The sequence below is a fragment of the Burkholderia sp. BCC1977 genome (assembly GCF_905339595.1).
In the GTDB taxonomy this organism is placed as follows: Bacteria; Pseudomonadota; Gammaproteobacteria; order Burkholderiales; family Burkholderiaceae; genus Burkholderia.
In genome coordinates, this window is record NZ_CAJPGQ010000014.1 from 78,644 (window position 1) to 94,947 (window position 16,304).

The window sequence follows — 16,304 nt, forward strand, 5'->3', positions numbered from 1 at the left end:
AATCTCGTTGTAAGGCCCAATATTCGGGGATTATCCTTCTTGGATGCATCTTGCCTGTAACTCTATAATATTGGGACTTATGAGGGATATAGCCACAGAAGGCCCACTATGTTGGAATTGAGCTTCCGCAAGCCCGATGAAATCGTCACATTGCTTTGTGCGCGGCTTCGCACGGAGCGGCTGGCGTTGCAACTGACGCAGACCGACGTAGCCGCGCGTGCCGGCGTGGGTGCCAATACCGTGTCCAATCTGGAAGCCGGACGCAATGTGAGCCTCGAAACGGTCATCCGTGTAGCGATGGTTCTGGGACGAAGCAAGGAACTCGAAGGACTGTTCCTGCCGAAGCTCGATAGCCTGGAAGACGTTCACCGCTATGAAAAGAGTGCCAAACGTCAGCGCGTCAAGAGGGGCAACCAGAAATGATTGAGCGGATCGATGTCTACTACGACGGCTGGGGGGAGCACTGGCGGTGGGGATCGATGGTCTCTACGACGGCGATCACGGGGCGCCCATTGATCGTATTCGAATATAGCGATGACGCGCGCAAGAGGGGGCTGGAACTGTCGTCTTATGCGCTCCCATTGCACGGGGCGAGGCTGCGCAAGGACTTTCCGTCCCACCAGCTGGGATTGCCCGGACCGGTCTATGACGCACTACCCGACGGATGGGGCATGTTGCTGATGGACCGCTTGTTCAAACGCCGCGGTCTCAACGCGGCACGCATTGGGCCGCTGGAGCGCTTGGCTTACATTGGCAACCATGCAATGGGGGCCATGTCGTTCGAGCCGGTCGCGCCCGAGATCCAGGCACCTCAGCCGGATATTCCTCTCGATCGGCTCGCGGCCGAGGTACAGGAAGTCCTGAATGGTGAGGGCGGTGAATTCCTTCATCAACTGCTGCAGGTCGGCGGTTCTCCGCAAGGCGCCAGGCCAAAGGCCCTGGTCTATCGTGATCCGCGGTCCGGCGTTTTTACCACGGCCGCGATGGCGGGTTTTGAAGCGTGGTTGGTCAAGTTCCCGGCTCGGCAAGAGCATCCCGAGGTGTGCGCGATCGAAATGGTCTACGCCGAGTGCTTGCGCATGTGCGGCATCGAGACCCCGGACACGCTCCATTTCAATTTGCCCGACGGGATGGCGGCATTTGCGTCCAGGCGTTTCGATCGACGGGACGGTCTGCGCGTGCCCATGCAAAGCGTTGCCGCGTTTACCGGTGCCGATTACAAAACGCCGGGTGCGCTGGATTACGTGAATTTCCTGCGTGCGACTCACATGTGCACCAACGACGTACGCGAGAAGGCGCGGGCGTTTGAACGGGCTGTCTTCAATGTCGCGTTCAACAATCGCGACGATCATCCGAAGAACTTCGCGTACGTCATGTCGCGATCCGGCGAGTGGAAGCTCGCGCCGGCCTACGACGTGACATTCTGCGAGGGGCCGGGCGGTTACCACCAAATGGACGTAATGGGCGAGGCGCTGCGGATCGACCGGGCGGCATTGCTCGGACTGGCAAACGAAGCGGAGCTTTCCGCAGCCGTTGCCGGCGACATGATCGACGGAATGTGCGGCGTGGCCAGCCGGTTTTCGGCCATTGCGAAGCGCCGCTACGAGGGGATCATCACCCAAGACACCCTGATGGACATTCAGCGTCGAATCGACGAGAACGTTGCGCTGCTGCGCTAGTGCCACGGGGTTGCAGAAAGCGAAGCGGCGAGATGGGCGTTCGTCGGCACTCGGTATTGCACATGCATGATGGAACCGGCTCGAATTCATCGGCCGCCTGTCGGGCTGATCCGTTGGCGGACGCACCGGCGACCGCCCATCGCCATCCTCCCCCCGATCGTGCAGAATCGAACCCCCGATCCCCGCCGACGGATGCCGCATGACCGATCCGAACGAACCGTCCGCCCGCCGCGTGTACGCGAGCTTCGCGCAACGCTACGCGGACATCGCGCCGACCAAGGCGCACAACGCGCTCTACGAACGCCCGGCGACGTTGGCGCTGCTCGGCGACGTCGCCGGCCTGACGGTGCTCGACGCCGGTTGCGGGCCCGGCATCTGCAGCGAGCACCTCGCGCGCCACGGTGCGACCGTCCACGCGTTCGACATCACGCCCGAGATGGTCGCGCTCGCCAAAGCGCGCTGCGCGGGGCTCGCGGTCGACGTCGCTCAGGGCGATCTTGCGGCGCCGCTCGACTGGCTGCCCGACCAGGCGTTCGACAAGATCCTGTGTTCGCTCGCGTTCGACTACCTGCGCGATCTAACGCCGACCCTGCGCGAATTCAGGCGCGTCGCGCGGCCGGGCGCGACGCTGGTGTTCTCGATGGCGCACCCGATGCGCGACTGGATGGACGAGCGTACGCGCGGCGACGGCACGTACTTCGAGACGAGCCGTTTCGGCTTCCATTGGTCGGGCTTCGGCGAACCGAAGCCCTACGTCGAAGCATGGCGCCGGCCGCTCGGCGACATCCTGAACGCGCTGGCCGACGCCGGCTGGCGGCTCGACCGGTTCGTCGAACCGACGCCGCTGCCCGAGATGAAGGCCGTGTCGGAACGACTCCATGCGGAGCTGTCGCTGGCGCCGGCTTTCCTGTGCATCCGTGCGCGCCGCTGACTGACCCGGCGCGCACGGCAAACGATACCCGGCACCTCAGCGCGCCGGCTCGTCGGTCAGCGTGCCGAGAAACGCTTCGATATCCTTGATGTCCTGTGCGGTCATCGCGGGCTGGTCGCCGGGTTTGCGGTCGAACGGCGCATCGGTCACGTCGACGTTCGCGCGGTATTTCGCCGGAATGTCGTCGTATGCGTCGACCTTGCCGTCCGCGCCGCGCGGGTAGAACTTCTGCGGCGAGATGCTGCGCTCGTTGTAGAACGCCATGACCTGGTCGAGCGTATGGAACACGCCGTTGTGGAAGAACACGTGGCGCGTCGCCGCGTTGCGCAGCGTCGGCGTGAGGAACATCGCGCAGTACTGCGTCTGGTCCTTCAGGTCCTCGCGGAACGGCCCGCACACGCCGAGGTCGTGGAACGCCGGGTTGCGGTTCTGCGCAAGCGCCGTGTTGCGCGGCGCGCCGAGCGCCTCGTACTGGTAGTCGGTGAACATCGGCGGCAAGCCGTCCTTGCCGGGCTTCGACAGATGGCAGCCCGCGCAATTCGCCTTGTCCGGATCGTTGAAGAGCCGCAGCCCGCGCAACTCGGCCTGCGTGAAGCGCGCACGGCCCTCGAGCCAGCGGTCGTACTTGCTGTTGTACGGATGGAACGACGGATCCTCGACCTGATAGCGTGCGATCGCGAACATCGCCTCCGACACCAGCAGCTGCGGGCTGGAGAACACGCGCGCGCCGAACAGTTGCTCGAACTGCGCGCGATGCGACGACTGCGCGAGCTTGCGCGCGACGTCGTCGATGTTCGCATTCGCCATTTCGACCGGATTCAGCAGCGGCCCGAACGCCTGCTGCTGTAGCGTATCGGCGCGGCCGTCCCAGAACATCCCGCCCTGCGGCACGAGTTGCGGCGCGGCCGACGTGCCGGCCACCTTCTGCGCCTTGACGACGCCAGCCGCGGATGCGGCCTGCTGCGCGACACTCGGCGCGGCGTCGTTTTCGCCCGCATCGGGGCCGATGCTGAAGTTCGGCTGGCGATACAGGTACATCAGCGACGGCGGCGGGCGGTAGCCCTGCTGCGTCATCGCCAGGCCGCCCGGCTGCACGTCGAGCCCGTTCGGCGGGCCGTACGCATGATCGGGGCTGTGGCACGACGCGCACGACTGCTTGCCGGATGCCGACAGCGACGGATCGGCGAACAGTGCGCGCCCGAGCTGCGCGACCGCGGACAGCGGCTGCGCGGCCGGGCGTTGCAGCACGACCGGATGCGGATTCGCGCCCGTCCAGTCGGCGACGACGTCGCCGATCGCCGCCGGCGTACGGGCCGGAAACGCGAGCGCGAACGCGCCGTAGCCGAGCACGGCCGCGCCGAGCACGAACGCCGCGCGGCGCAGCACGCGGGCAGGGGAACGCGGCGCGGCGGCGCCGGATGGGTCGGGGGACGGGCACGCGGGACGAGCTGTCATGCTGTCGGTCGAAGGTCGGGCACCGCGCAAAGGCGGCGCGTTAAATGGAAACGGCCGGCGCACGATGCGCCGGCCTGCTGCTGCTTGCTGCGACCGGTTATGCCATGCCGGTCAGATCGACGGCGCCGCGCTCAGCACGGTGCCTTGCGTCGGGTCGAGATACAGCGGCGCGGTATTCGGCTTCGACGAGAAGTCGAACAGCCCGCGCAGGTCGCCTGCCGTCGTATCGAACGAACCGCCGCCGATGCGCAGGCCGCCGAGCCAGTTGTCCTCGATGAAGCGCACGACGGACGCCTGGTCGATCATCGTGTGGTCGACGTAGTTCTGCTTCGCGTACGGCGAGATCACGACCAGCGGGATGCGCACGCCCGGACCGCAGCGGCCGTTCACCGTGCCGCCGTTCACGCCGGTGGTGCCGCCCGAGCCGCACGCGCCGTTGCCGTTCACCTGGTCGACCGCGTCGGACGACGCACGCGTCGGTGCCGTGTACGCATGGTCGTACCAGCCGTCCGAGTCGTCATAGGTGACGATCACGGCCGTGTTCTGCCAGTCGGGCTGCTGCTGCAGGAAGTTGACGACCTTCGTCACGAACGCCTGCTCGTCGAGCGGATCCGAGTAGCCCGCGTGCGCGTCCTGCGCGGCCGGCGCCTTCAGGAAGCTGACCGACGGGAAGTTGCCGGCCTTCACGGCCGCGAAGAAGTCGTCCGTGTCGTACTGGTGGTTCGCCGGTTCGGCCGTCTTGCCGTCCGCCTCGAGGCTCGAGCCGATCGCCGCGACCGCGCTCGGGCGCGTGTGCTGCGGGTTCGCGGTCGATGCGTAGTACTGGAACCAGTTGTGGTGCGGGATGTAGTCGGTCGTCGCGGCGTTCACGGCGGTGGCGACCGTGCTGCGGTTACAGCCGGTCGTGCCGTTGCCGTTGGTCGTCGACAGGTTGAAGCCGCCCATGAAGCCGCCCCACGTGATCTTCGCGCCGTTCAGCAGGTCGCCGATGTTCTTGCCGCTCATCATCGCCTGGTCGGTCGTGCTCGAGCACACGTCGTAGCCCGGGTCGACGTCGTTGATCATCGTGAAGCCGCCCTGGCCGTCGTTGATGTAGTACGACGTGGCGGCGAGCGTCGACGGCTGCTTCGACGTCTTGACGATCTGCATCCCGTTGGTCTGGCCCGACACGACGTTCAGCGCGCCCGGCGTCGACGGGCCGTAGACCGTCGTATACGCGTTGTCGCTCATCGCGAAGCGCTGCGCGTAGTTCCACAGCGCGGTCACGGTGTTGCCGTCGAAGTAGCCCATCACCTGGCCCTTCGTGCCGAACGCGCCGGCGCCGCCGGACGAGCCCTTGCCGGTGTATTTCGGGAACAGGTCGGCGAGGCCGTTGTCCTCGGCCTGCTGCTCGGCCGTGTACGCGTGGTTCTGGTCGGCGGTCGCGGCTTGCGTGCGGTCGAGGCGGAACGGGTTCGCGGCGTCGGTGCCGTTGGCCGTGTTCGTGAAGTTCGGGTTGGCGGTGAGCAGCGTGCCCGTCAGCCCGTTGACCGTCGGCGTGCCGGACTTCGCCGTGAAGGCCGGTTCGCCGGACGGGTTCGACGCGTTCGGGTAGGTGCCGAAATAGTGGTCGAACGACACGTTTTCGCCGTAGATCACGACGACGTGCTTGATCGGCGTGGCGGTCTGCAGCGCATCCTGCGACGACACGGCGGGCGTCGACGCGGGATCGTCGCTGCCGCCGCACGCGAACAGCGCAAGCGCTGCGCCGGCGCAGGCGGTGACGAGCAAGGCTTGACGGAACATCGTGAAACTCCAGGTAGGTTTTCGATGGGGGAGAGCGGTCCCGTCGCCATGTCGGTTCGGCGCGGCGCTCGAGACAGAGCACCGGCATTGGAACAGTCCGGTATGAAGATATGGGGGCGGAGCGGTTTCGCGACGGTTGCGCTGTGGTATCGATTTCATTACGGTGCGCAGCGGCCCGAAAGAAAGCGGAAAGGGACGGAGCGGATGCCACCTGGGCGACACAGTCGGCGGCGGGCACCGTCACGGCCGCGGATCCCGCGTGGGGCGGGCGCCAGCGCGCGGCGGGCCGGTTCGTCCGGGAGGTCGGGCCGCGCGCCTTTTTGACAGTCGGATGACGCATTCATGCGACGGTCGGCCCGCGGCGACGATGTCGCGTTGCCGGCCGTCAGCGAGGATTCAACGTGCCGATCCCCGTGCTGTTTGCCGTCATGTGCGCCGCCTTCCTGCCTGCGTCACGGAATGCGCACGTGCGCGGCAGCGGCGGCCGGCTGCGCTCGGCCACGGTGCTGCAGATCGCGATCTGGGTGTTCGCGGCGCTGATGGCGCGCGCGTATCTCGGCGAGCAGCTGACGCCGCGTCGCGCCGGCGGGTGTCTGGTGATTGCTTGCCGGGCGTTGCCGATCAGCGCGTCCGAAGCGGTGCGCTGAGCGCGGCTGCCGAACCAGGCGTCGCCCGGCCGGGCGCGCGGTGGCGGATCAGGCTTCCACCGGCATCGCGCTCGTGCACTTGATCTCGTCGAGGCACACGCTCGAATGGACGCCGCTCACGCCGGGAATCCGCATCAGCGTTTCGAGCAGGAACGTGGACAGCCCCTTCAGGTCGCGCGCGACGACCTTCAGCACGTAGTCGATATCGCCCGTCACCGAGAAACATTCCTGGATCTGCGCGAGATCCGACACGAGTTTCTGGAACTTCGACAGGTCGCGGATATGCCCGCGCTCCATCGTCACGTGCACGAACGCCGTGACGCCGAACCCGAGCGTATCGGGGCACAGACGCGTTTCGTAACGGCGGATCGCGCCGATCTCCTCCAGCCGGCGGTGGCGCCGCAGCGTCTGCGCGGGCGACAGGCCGACGGCCTTCGCCAGGTCGAGGTTCGACGCGCGGCCGTTCTCCTGCAGCACCGACAGCAAGTGGCGATCGATGCGATCGAGAACCGGTTCAGGCATTTTTGTTTCCTCATCTGTCTCCTGGATGCAATCTTATCTCATAATGTAGGGTTTGCATGAGCGGGTTACGCAACCCGATTTCGCTGTCGCGACGCTAAACTGACGCCGGATTTTCGTGTGCGGCCGCAGCAATGCGGACGAGGGCGACGGTCGGCGGCCGGTCTGGCGGGCCTGCCGACAGGCAGCGGGCGTCGCCGTGCGAGGATTGCAGTCCCCAACCCGGCGGCTCCACGAACGGCCGCCGGCACAGCAAAACAGCGCCCGGCACACCGAGGCGCGCCGCGCCGCTTCCGGCGGAGGCGGGCAGAATGGAGAAGACATGGTTTCTGGAAACGAGAAGGACGGCCTGAAGCGGGGGCTGAAGAATCGGCACATCCAGCTGATCGCGCTCGGCGGCGCGCTCGGCACGGGGCTGTTCCTCGGCATCGCGCAGACGATCAAGATGGCCGGCCCGTCCGTGCTGCTCGGCTACGCGGTGGCCGGCATCGTCGCGTTCTTCATCATGCGCCAGCTCGGCGAGATGGTCGTCGACGAGCCGGTCGCCGGCTCGTTCAGCTACTTCGCCGACAAGTACGTCGGCCACTTCACCGGCTTCCTGTCCGGCTGGAACTACTGGGTGCTGTACATCCTCGTCAGCATGGCCGAGCTGTCGGCCGTCGGGATCTACGTGCAGTACTGGTGGCCCGGCGTGCCGACCTGGGTGTCGGCGCTGGTGTTCTTCGTCGCGATCAACCTGCTCAACCTGGCGAGCGTGAAGTCGTACGGCGAGACGGAATTCTGGTTCTCGATCATCAAGGTCGCCGCGATCGTCGGGATGATCGGCTTCGGCGGCTGGCTGCTCGCGAGCGGCCATGCGGGGCCGGAAGCGAGCATCGCGAACCTGTGGCAGCACGGCGGCTTCTTCCCGAACGGCGTGTCGGGGCTCGTGATGTCGATGGCGGCGATCATGTTCTCGTTCGGCGGGCTGGAGCTGATCGGCATCACCGCGGCCGAGGCCGACGATCCGAAGCACAGCATTCCGCGCGCGACCAACCAGGTGATCTACCGGATCCTGATTTTCTACATCGGCGCGCTCGCCGTGCTGCTGTCGCTGTATCCGTGGGAAAAGGTCGTCACCGGCGGCAGCCCGTTCGTGCTGATCTTCCACGCGCTGAGCAGCAACCTGGTCGCGAACGTGCTGAACGTGGTCGTGCTGACGGCCGCGCTGTCGGTCTACAACAGCGGCGTGTACAGCAACAGCCGGATGCTGTTCGGCCTCGCGAAGCAGGGCAACGCGCCGAAGGTGCTGTGCTCGGTGAACAAGCGCGGCATTCCGCTCGCCGCGCTCGGCGCGTCGGCACTCGCGACCGGCGCGTGCGTGGTGGTCAACTACTTCATGCCGGGCAAGGCGTTCGAGGTGCTGATGGGTCTCGTCGTGTCGGCGCTGATCATCAACTGGGCGATGATCACGCTGATCCACCTGAAGTTCCGCCAGGCCAAGCGCATCGCCGGAGAGCAGACTTCCTTCCGCAGTCTGGGCTATCCTTTCACGAATTACCTGTGCCTGGCGTTCATGGCCGGCATTCTCGTCGTGATGTACCTGACGCCGGATCTCCGCCTGTCGGTGTACCTGATCCCCGTATGGCTCGCGGTGCTCGCGATCGGGTATCGCTTCCGTCAGAAGAATGCGGGCTACGCGATGCGCGACGGCGCGTCCGCACGCTGACACGGGCACCACGACCCTTCTTCCAAACGAGACCGACATAGCCATGTTCGAACACATCGACGCGTACCCGGGCGATCCGATCCTGACGCTCAACGAGAACTTCCAGAAAGATCCGCGCGATCAGAAGGTCAACCTGAGCATCGGCATCTATTTCGATGCCGAAGGCCGGATTCCGGTGATGGGTGCCGTGCGCGAAGCCGAAACCGCGCTGCAGCGCGACTTCGGCCCGAAGCCCTACCTGCCGATGGTCGGCCTCGCCGCGTATCGCGACGCCGTGCAGGCGCTGGTGTTCGGCGCCGATCATCCGGCGCGTGCGGCCGGCCGCATCGCGACCGTGCAGACGCTCGGCGGCTCCGGCGCGCTGAAGGTGGGCGCCGATTTCCTGAAGCGCTACTTCCCGGACGCACAGGTGTGGCTGAGCGACCCGAGCTGGGAAAACCACCGCTTCATCTTCGAGCGCGCGGGCTTCACGGTGAACACGTACCCGTACTACGACGAGGCGACGGGCGGCCTGAAGTTCGACGCGATGCTCGCGGCGATCGGCGCGCTGCCGGCGCGCAGCATCGTGCTGCTGCACGCGTGCTGCCATAACCCGACCGGCGTCGATCTCGACGAAGGCCAGTGGGCGAAGCTGATCGACGTGATCGAGGCGCGCGGGCTGCTGCCGTTCGTCGACATGGCGTACCAGGGCTTCGGCGCGGGCCTCGACGCGGACGCGTTCGCGGTGCGCGAACTGGCCCGCCGCGGCGTGCCGGCGCTCGTCGCGAACTCGTTCTCGAAGAATTTCTCGCTGTACGGCGAGCGCGTCGGCGGCCTGAGCGTCGTGTGCGAGGATGCGGCCGCGGCGGAGCGCGTGCTGGGCCAGCTGGCCGGCGCGGTGCGCTCGAACTACAGCAACCCGCAAACCTACGGCGCGAAGGTCGTGGCGGCCGTGCTCAATACGCCCGCGCTGCGCCAGCAATGGGAAGAAGAACTCGCCGCGATGTGCCGCCGGATCGCGCGGATGCGCCAGTCGATCCACGACGGCCTGCGCGACCACGTCAGCGGCGAAGCCCTCACGCGCTACGTGAAGCAGCGCGGGATGTTCACGTACACGGGCCTGACCGAATCGCAGGTCGAAGCGCTGCGCGAAGTGCACGGCGTGTACATCCTGCGTTCGGGCCGCATGTGCGTCGCGGGCCTGAACGATTCGAACGTCGGCATCGTCGCGGATGCGATCGGCAAGGTGCTGAAGAGCGGCGTCTGACCGGCGCGCCCGCGGGCGCCCGATCGCTCGCCGGAACCGGCTGTCTCCCCCCGTGGAGGCAGCCGGTTTTTTCTTGCGCGGCGGCGGCGCGGCGGTACGATGGCGGATCGAACGCAAGACGAAGGAGCGGCATGGCTATTCGAATCGTACGGCTCGGCACGCCGCGCGCGGCCGGCGAGGGCCTGAGGATCGGCACGGTGCGGCGGCCGCCGCGCGGCGTGCCCAAGGCGGAATTCGCATCGCGCAACTACTATGATGTATGGCTGCCGACGCTGTCGCCGAGCCCCGAGCTCGTCGCGCAGGCGCAGGCGGCCGGAACCGACGCCGAATGGCGCGCGTTCACGCGCCACTTCCGCGCGGAAATGGCGCATGGCGACGCGCCGAAGGTGCTGGACCTGCTCGCCGCGCTGTCGGCGACGAGCGCGTTCTCGATCGGCTGCTACTGCGAGGACGAGCGACGCTGTCATCGCAGCGTGCTGCGCGAACTGCTGGCGGAGCGCGGCGCGGCGATCGACGCGGACGCAGGCTGAATGCCCGTCGGGCCGCACGACGGGCGCCGCATCGTGCGGCGCAGCGAAGCGGTTGACGTGGGTCAAGCGGACGGCCGTGCGGGCCGCTATGCTCATGTCATGGGATCGTCCTGAGGATGACAGGCGGACAAATGCAGATTGCCTTTCCACCGGAACCGCCCGAGTATTGCGCACGCGATCTGGTCGTCGCGTTTTCGGCACTGGTCGACGGCCGCTGCGTGCAGTGCGCGATCACGGCTGAAGCGCTGGAAGACCATTTCGGCGCGCTGTCGCTGCTCGAGCGGGACCTGCTGAATGCGTTCGACGCGCATCGGTCGGCGATCGAGGCGATGGCGCGACGGATGCTCGACGAAATCGGCGGCCGGCCGGTGTTGCTGCATAGCGGTCATTTCCGGTTCGACGACTGACATCCCGGGAGGGCGCATGACACTGCAAGGCACGATTCATGAACGCGACTGGTCGGTCGAGATCGAGACGCGGCCGTGCGAATCCGGCGAGTTCCGCTGTCGTGTGTCGGTCGAGCACGGCACTGGGGCGGCGCGCTTTCACCACACGTTCGAGCACAGTCATGCGTATCCCACCGAGCACGAGGCCGCGATCGAAGGGCTGCGGGCCGGGATGACATGGATCGAAATGAAGGCGTCGCAGACATTCAGCGTGTAAACCGCTTCGCGCCGACGGATGCGCGCAGGCAAGGCTGCCAGGGCAGTGATCGCCGCGTCCGTCATCGCACCGAACGACGCGCGAGCAGACGGCTTCTGCCGCGGGCGGGACAGACAGACACAGGGACAGGCAACGCGGTCGACCAGCAGGCGATCGCGTCAGGAGAAACGACATGGGCGTGGGCATGCAGATCGTCTGCGTCGGATTCGCGGGTTCCGCCGCGCTCGAAGCAGAAGCGGGGGTGCAACTGGTGCGGCTCGAACGATTCCGTGCACGACTCGGCGATTGCCGGCTGGCGATCGAGTCGCGCACGACCGTCGACGGCGGGCGGACCTACGACGTGAGCCTCGAGCTGGTCATGCACGATCGTGCGCCGGCGTCGCTGCCGTGCAGCAGCGGTGACGACGTGAACGAGACGATGCGCCGCGTGTTCGCGCAAGCCGAACAGGCACTGTCCGCCTGGCGCGCCGGCGAACCTGACGCGGTCGCGCTGCATGCGGTCGCGACGCGCGTCGCCGCGCAATGATGCGCAATGACGCGAGCCGCGAGCCGAGCGTCAGACCTGCGCGAGCGCCTGCGCGTCGAGGATCCTCACGCGCTTGCCGCGCGTTTCGACGAGCGAATCCCGATGGAACCGCGAGAACATGCGGCTGACGGTCTCGAGCTTCATGCCGAGATAGCAGCCGATCTCCTCGCGCGTCATCCGCAAGTTGAATTCCGATGCGGAATAGCCGCGTGCCTCGAAGCGCGACGACAGGTTCAGCAGGAAATGCGCGACGCGCTGCTCGGCCGACATCGTGCCGAGCAGCAGCATCTGGCTCGATTCGCGAACGATCTCGCTGCTCAGCATCTGGTAGAGGAAATGCTGCATCGGCTTCATTTCGCGGCACGCCGCCTCGAGCGCACCGAACGGGATGATGCACACGACGCTGTCCTCGAGCGCGATCGCGTCGCAGCAGTGCTGGCCGCTGCCGATGCCGTCCATGCCGAGCGTTTCACCGGCGATCTGGAAGCCGGTCACGTGCTCGCGGCCGTCGCGATGCATCATCACCGTCTTGAACGAGCCCGCACGCACGGCATAGATGCTGTGGAACGGATCCTCGGTGCGGAACAGCGCGTCGCCCTGGCGAACCTGTCGCGTCGAGCAGATGATTGCGTCGAGGCGGCCGTATTCATCGGCGGTCAGGTCGGGCGGCAGACACATCGAGCGCATCGCGCAGACCGAGCAGCGTGCGGCCGGGTGTTTGGCGGCGTCGGTGCGCGCGACCGCACGCAGCGGCGTCGTGGGCCGAGAGGCGACGGGCGGGGCAGTGGCGCAGGCGGTGGCGGTAGACATGAGTCACTCCGGCTCGATCAGGGGTGGTGCGCGCGAGCGTGCACCAGGGATTCGATGACGCGGCATGCGGCGTCGAATTCGGCGGTCTTGTCGAAGAAATAATCGGCTCCGGCCGCGGCGCATGCCTCTCTGAATGCCGGCGCCGAGTGGTTCGTCAGCACGATCGTGACGACGCGCGGCGCGGCTTTCGACAGCATCCCGATCAGGTCGAGACCGCTGCCGTCCGCGAGCCGCACATCGACGATCACGACCTCCGCGTGGCTGCTGCGGATGTGCATCCACGCGTCCTGGCCGTCTTCCGCTTCGCCGACGACCACGACACCGTGGATCGCACCGACGAGCAGCGCGATCCGTTGCCGGACGGCAATGGCGTGATCGACGAGAAACACCCTGAGCGCGGCGGCGGGTGGCAGGCTGGCATTCATGCCGGCAGTATCGTGTTACGCCACCAGAATTGAAATCGGCCGAATTGGAAGTTTGTGTAGGCCGCTTCGACGCGTTGTAGGTCGATTCCTACAACGCGTACGGGAAGGAGGCGGCGCCGCCCGTGCCGCGATGCCGGGCGTGCGTGGTGCAGTCGGCGGGCGGGCGCTCGCCGCCGCCGTCGGATCAACCGGGCCGGCGCGCGGCCAGCGCATCGCGCGCCGTGCGGCACGCGGCCAGATCCCATGCGGCGCAGCCGACGCTCTTGAACAGCAGCGGCCCGCCGCGCGCGAATGCGCCGCTCAGCACGTCGGCGAGCGACGCGACCTGCTGCCAGTCGATTTTCGCGACGATCAGGTCGCCGGCCTCGTGGCGTGCGCCGGCCGGATCGTCGACGACGAGCCGGCTGTGGCGGACGGTATCGGCGTCGATCTCGGCAGCATCCGCGGTGAACGCGCCGACCCCGACCACGAGACGGCCTTCGCGCGCCGCCTCGCGATAGACGGGCGTGCGGCTCGTCGTCAGCGTGACGACGACATCGATCGCATCGGGAATCGTATCGCCGTCGAGCGCCACGAGCTGCGGCGCCTGCGCACGGTGCGCGGCGCAGAATGCGGCCGCACTGTCGGCGCGCGAGCCGCGCACGTGCAGGCGCGCGTCCGGAAAGATCGCCGCGAGCGCTTCCGCGTGATTGGCCGCCTGCTTGCCGGTGCCGATCAGCAGGATGTCGCGCGGCGCGCTGCCGTGCAGCGCCTGGATGCCCAGCGCGGTAATGGCCGCCGTGCGGCGTCCGGTGACCGTCGGGCCGTCGAGCACGAAGCGCATCTCGCCCGTCGTCGCGTCGTACGCGCTCACCTGGCCCAGGATCGTCGGCAGGCCGCGCGCGCCGTTGCCGGGGCATACGTTCACGAGCTTGTGGCTGGCGAGGTCGCGCGCGCTCGACGGCATCGACAGCATCACGCCGCCCGCCTGCAGCGGCACGACCAGCCGTTCGGGGCTGACGATCTCGCCCGCCGCGTATTCGGCGACGGTGTGCCTGAGGGTGGCGAGCAGCGCGGGGTAGTCGAGCAGCGCGGCCGTTTCGGTGGCATCGAAAGCGGGAATCCGGGAGAGAGCGGTCATCGTGTCGGTCGGTTGTGTCGGTGGGCGTGGACGACGGGCGCACGGCGCGCTGGCCACGGAGGCTGCCGGCCAGGGCAGCGGCAGGTAGTCTGGATCGAATCTATACCAATTTCAGGCCGTCCGGCAAGCCGAAAAAGCGAGCGGATGGCCGATTTTGGTTCTAATATCCGTCCAGATGGGCGTTGCGCGCACCGGCGCCGGTATCGCTCCGGTATAGTGCGACCCCATTCCCGATCCACGACCCGACCGGGCAGGAGCCCCAGATGATGTCCGCACGTTCCGAATCGCTCGAAGCCGGTTTCCGGCCGCTGCAGATCTACGAACAGGTCGCCGAGAAGATCCGCGACGAGATTCGCGCGGGACGCTATGCGGCCGATTCGAGGCTGCCGTCGGAGCGCGAACTCGCGGCGCTGTTCCAGGTCGGCCGGCCCGCCGTGCGCGAGGCGCTCGGCGCGTTGCAGAACGAGGGGCTGGTGTTCACGAAACGCAATTCGGGCACCTACGTCGTGCCGGCGCCGCTCGACGTGCTCGCGCAGCGCGGCGACGCGCGGCGTGCGCCCGATGCGGACTTCAGCCCGACCTCGACGCTCGACGTGCGGCTCATCCTCGAGCCCGCGATCGCGCGCCTCGCGGCCGCGCACGGCCGCGCCGATCCGGTCGCCGAAGGCTATCTCGCGCAGATGGAAACCGTCACCGACGTCGACGATCCGCAGCAGCGCGCGTTGTGGAACGAGAGCGACCGGCTGTTCCACCGGCAGCTCGCCCTGATGACCGGCGACGCGCTGATCGTGAAGATCGCGGACGAAGTCGCGAAGACGATGGATCAGCCGTTGTGGAAGCGGCTGAAGGACGACGGCATCTACGACGCGGGCCGGATCCGGCTCTACGTGTCCGAGCACCGGCTGATCTACGAGGCGATCGTGTCCGGCGACGCCGATGCGGCCGCGTTCTATGTCGAGCAGCACATTCTCCGTGTGCGCCGCGACATCACGCCGAAGTAATGCGCGCCACATCGGTCTGGTCTGAAATATGACCAGAATCGCAAAAATCTTTTTGAAATTGCTTGCATGGTGACCACGTGTGTCCTACATTGGTTTCACACAAAACCAATCAGGAGACACCATGCGACACTTCGTTACCGCGCTCTCGGTGGCCGTTGCCGCCGGCGCGCTGACTTCCGCGCACGCGCAGGAAGTCGTGATGATCGGCCACTCGGCGCCGCTCACCGGCCCGCAGGCCGCGAACGGCAAGGACAATGAAAACGGCGCGCGCCTCGCCGTCGACGAGCTCAACAAGGCGGGCGTGAAGGTGGCCGGCAAGACGGTCACGTTCAAGCTGGTGTCGGATGACGACCAGGCCGACCCGAAAGCGGGCGTGCAGGTCGCGCAGAACCTGGTCGACAAGGGCATCGTCGCGGTGCTCGGGCCGTACAACTCGGGCGTCGCCATCCCGGCATCGCGTGTGTACAGCAACGCCGGCGTCCCGATGCTGCCGGTCGCGTCGAACCCGGCGCTCACGCGCCAGGGCTTCAAGAACATCTTCCGGATCGGCGCGAGCGACGAACAGCTCGGCGGCACGATGGCGACCTTCGCCGCGAAGACGCTGAACGCCAAGACCGCCGCGGTCATCGACGATCGCACCGCGTACGGGCAGGGCGTCGCCGAGCAGTTCATGAACGTCGCGAAGGCGAACGGCATCAAGATCGTCGACCAGGAATACACGAACTCGTCGGCCACCGATTTCCTCGGCATTCTCACCAAGATCAAGGCCAGCAATCCCGACGTGATCTTCCTCGGCGGCTATGCGGCGCAGGGCGCGCCGATGGCGAAGCAGATGAAGCAGCGCGGCTTGCGCGCGAAGCTGCTCGGCGGCGACGGCATCTGCTCGGCCGACATGGGCAAGGTCGCGGGCGAGGCCGCGTCGATCGTCTATTGCGCGCAGGGCGGCGTCGCACTCGAGAAGACGCCGGCCGGCCGCGAATTCCTGAAGAAGTACCACGACACCTATCACACGGATACGCAGGTCTACGGCGTCAACTACTACGACGGCATGAAGCTGCTCGCCGACGCGATGGTCAAGGCCGGCACGACCACCGACAAGGCGAAGCTGATGGCGCAGCTGGCGAAGTCGAACTATGCGGGCGTCGCGGGCACCTATTCGTTCGACGAACGCGGCGACCTGAAGGGCGCGCCGACTTCCGTCTACGTGATCCGCAACGGGCTGCCCGAGCCGTACGCGAAGTAAAACCGCTACCGGAAGG

Annotated in this window: 17 protein-coding genes and 1 pseudogene; 12 read left to right on the plus strand and 6 right to left on the minus strand. The window is 67.0% G+C overall.

From position 1 onward, the window contains the following. The first annotated feature begins 111 nt into the window (after nucleotides 1-111). The 3 genes from U5771_RS14400 (at nucleotide 112) to U5771_RS14410 (ending at nucleotide 2,610) form a co-directional block, all read left to right on the plus strand. Entirely contained in the window at nucleotides 112-423 is a 312-nt protein-coding gene (locus U5771_RS14400; RefSeq protein WP_415859406.1) for a helix-turn-helix domain-containing protein, read from the plus strand. Beyond that, nucleotides 420-1,679: a type II toxin-antitoxin system HipA family toxin gene (locus tag U5771_RS14405; protein ID WP_322024599.1), complete on the plus strand. Its 1,260-nt coding sequence runs from the start codon at nucleotides 420-422 to the stop codon at nucleotides 1,677-1,679. The genes U5771_RS14400 and U5771_RS14405 overlap by 4 nt, the downstream gene beginning before the upstream one ends. Before the next feature lie 199 nt (nucleotides 1,680-1,878). After that, on the plus strand, nucleotides 1,879-2,610 hold the full coding sequence (locus U5771_RS14410; RefSeq protein ID WP_322024600.1) for a class I SAM-dependent methyltransferase: 732 nt from the start codon (nucleotides 1,879-1,881) through the stop codon (nucleotides 2,608-2,610). A gap of 36 nt (nucleotides 2,611-2,646) precedes the next feature. On the opposite strand, the gene U5771_RS14415 is transcribed toward U5771_RS14410, so the two are convergent. Both U5771_RS14415 and U5771_RS14420 read right to left on the minus strand, forming a co-directional pair. Continuing rightward, nucleotides 2,647-4,065 (minus strand): cytochrome-c peroxidase, encoded by a 1,419-nt coding sequence (locus tag U5771_RS14415; RefSeq protein ID WP_322024601.1) that lies wholly within the window; start codon nucleotides 4,063-4,065, stop codon nucleotides 2,647-2,649. Nucleotides 4,066-4,176: 111 nt separating this feature from the next. Next, the gene (locus tag U5771_RS14420) at nucleotides 4,177-5,850 is read right to left on the minus strand and encodes an alkaline phosphatase family protein (RefSeq protein WP_322024602.1); all 1,674 of its coding nucleotides are present in this window, start codon (nucleotides 5,848-5,850) and stop codon (nucleotides 4,177-4,179) included. Nucleotides 5,851-6,251: 401 nt separating this feature from the next. On the opposite strand from U5771_RS14420, the pseudogene U5771_RS14425 reads away from it, so the two are divergent. Beyond that, a pseudogene (locus U5771_RS14425) lies at nucleotides 6,252-6,401 on the plus strand (EamA family transporter); the annotation flags it as partial. Nucleotides 6,402-6,545: 144 nt separating this feature from the next. Here the strand turns inward: U5771_RS14425 and U5771_RS14430 are convergent. Next, entirely contained in the window at nucleotides 6,546-7,019 is a 474-nt protein-coding gene (locus U5771_RS14430; RefSeq protein WP_322024603.1) for an Lrp/AsnC family transcriptional regulator, read from the minus strand. A gap of 319 nt (nucleotides 7,020-7,338) precedes the next feature. On the opposite strand from U5771_RS14430, the gene U5771_RS14435 reads away from it, so the two are divergent. The 6 genes from U5771_RS14435 (at nucleotide 7,339) to U5771_RS14460 (ending at nucleotide 11,689) form a co-directional block, all read left to right on the plus strand. After that, a complete protein-coding gene (locus U5771_RS14435) occupies nucleotides 7,339-8,724 on the plus strand; it encodes an amino acid permease (protein ID WP_322024604.1) in 1,386 nt (461 codons plus the stop codon). Nucleotides 8,725-8,767: 43 nt separating this feature from the next. After that, nucleotides 8,768-9,970, plus strand: coding sequence for an amino acid aminotransferase (locus U5771_RS14440; RefSeq protein ID WP_322024605.1), 1,203 nt, complete (start codon nucleotides 8,768-8,770; stop codon nucleotides 9,968-9,970). Nucleotides 9,971-10,101: 131 nt separating this feature from the next. Further along, nucleotides 10,102-10,500, plus strand: coding sequence for a DUF488 domain-containing protein (locus U5771_RS14445; protein ID WP_322024606.1), 399 nt, complete (start codon nucleotides 10,102-10,104; stop codon nucleotides 10,498-10,500). Nucleotides 10,501-10,616: 116 nt separating this feature from the next. Then, entirely contained in the window at nucleotides 10,617-10,907 is a 291-nt protein-coding gene (locus U5771_RS14450; RefSeq protein ID WP_322024607.1) for a DUF1488 domain-containing protein, read from the plus strand. A 16-nt stretch (nucleotides 10,908-10,923) separates the two neighbouring features. Beyond that, complete coding sequence (locus U5771_RS14455) at nucleotides 10,924-11,163, plus strand: hypothetical protein (protein ID WP_006752669.1); 240 nt, start codon at nucleotides 10,924-10,926, stop codon at nucleotides 11,161-11,163. Between the two features lie 172 nt (nucleotides 11,164-11,335). After that, nucleotides 11,336-11,689, plus strand: a complete 354-nt coding sequence (locus U5771_RS14460; protein WP_322024608.1) for a metal ABC transporter ATPase — start codon at nucleotides 11,336-11,338, stop codon at nucleotides 11,687-11,689. 30 nt (nucleotides 11,690-11,719) lie between these two features. On the opposite strand, the gene U5771_RS14465 is transcribed toward U5771_RS14460, so the two are convergent. The 3 genes from U5771_RS14465 to lhpI all read right to left on the minus strand — a co-directional run bounded on the left by U5771_RS14465 (nucleotide 11,720) and on the right by lhpI (nucleotide 14,044). Beyond that, complete coding sequence (locus U5771_RS14465; protein ID WP_322024609.1) at nucleotides 11,720-12,499, minus strand: helix-turn-helix domain-containing protein; 780 nt, start codon at nucleotides 12,497-12,499, stop codon at nucleotides 11,720-11,722. Nucleotides 12,500-12,516: 17 nt separating this feature from the next. Further along, entirely contained in the window at nucleotides 12,517-12,924 is a 408-nt protein-coding gene (locus U5771_RS14470) for a response regulator transcription factor (protein WP_322024610.1), read from the minus strand. Nucleotides 12,925-13,108: 184 nt separating this feature from the next. After that, the gene (lhpI, locus tag U5771_RS14475) at nucleotides 13,109-14,044 is read right to left on the minus strand and encodes a bifunctional Delta(1)-pyrroline-2-carboxylate/Delta(1)-piperideine-2-carboxylate reductase (protein WP_322024611.1); all 936 of its coding nucleotides are present in this window, start codon (nucleotides 14,042-14,044) and stop codon (nucleotides 13,109-13,111) included. 263 nt (nucleotides 14,045-14,307) lie between these two features. Here lhpI and U5771_RS14480 point away from each other — a divergent pair, with 263 nt between their 5' ends. Together U5771_RS14480 and U5771_RS14485 are read left to right on the plus strand one after the other, a co-directional pair. Then, entirely contained in the window at nucleotides 14,308-15,045 is a 738-nt protein-coding gene (locus U5771_RS14480) for a FadR/GntR family transcriptional regulator (RefSeq protein WP_322024612.1), read from the plus strand. 121 nt (nucleotides 15,046-15,166) lie between these two features. Beyond that, entirely contained in the window at nucleotides 15,167-16,288 is a 1,122-nt protein-coding gene (locus tag U5771_RS14485; protein ID WP_322024613.1) for a branched-chain amino acid ABC transporter substrate-binding protein, read from the plus strand. The last annotated feature ends 16 nt before the right edge of the window (nucleotides 16,289-16,304 follow it).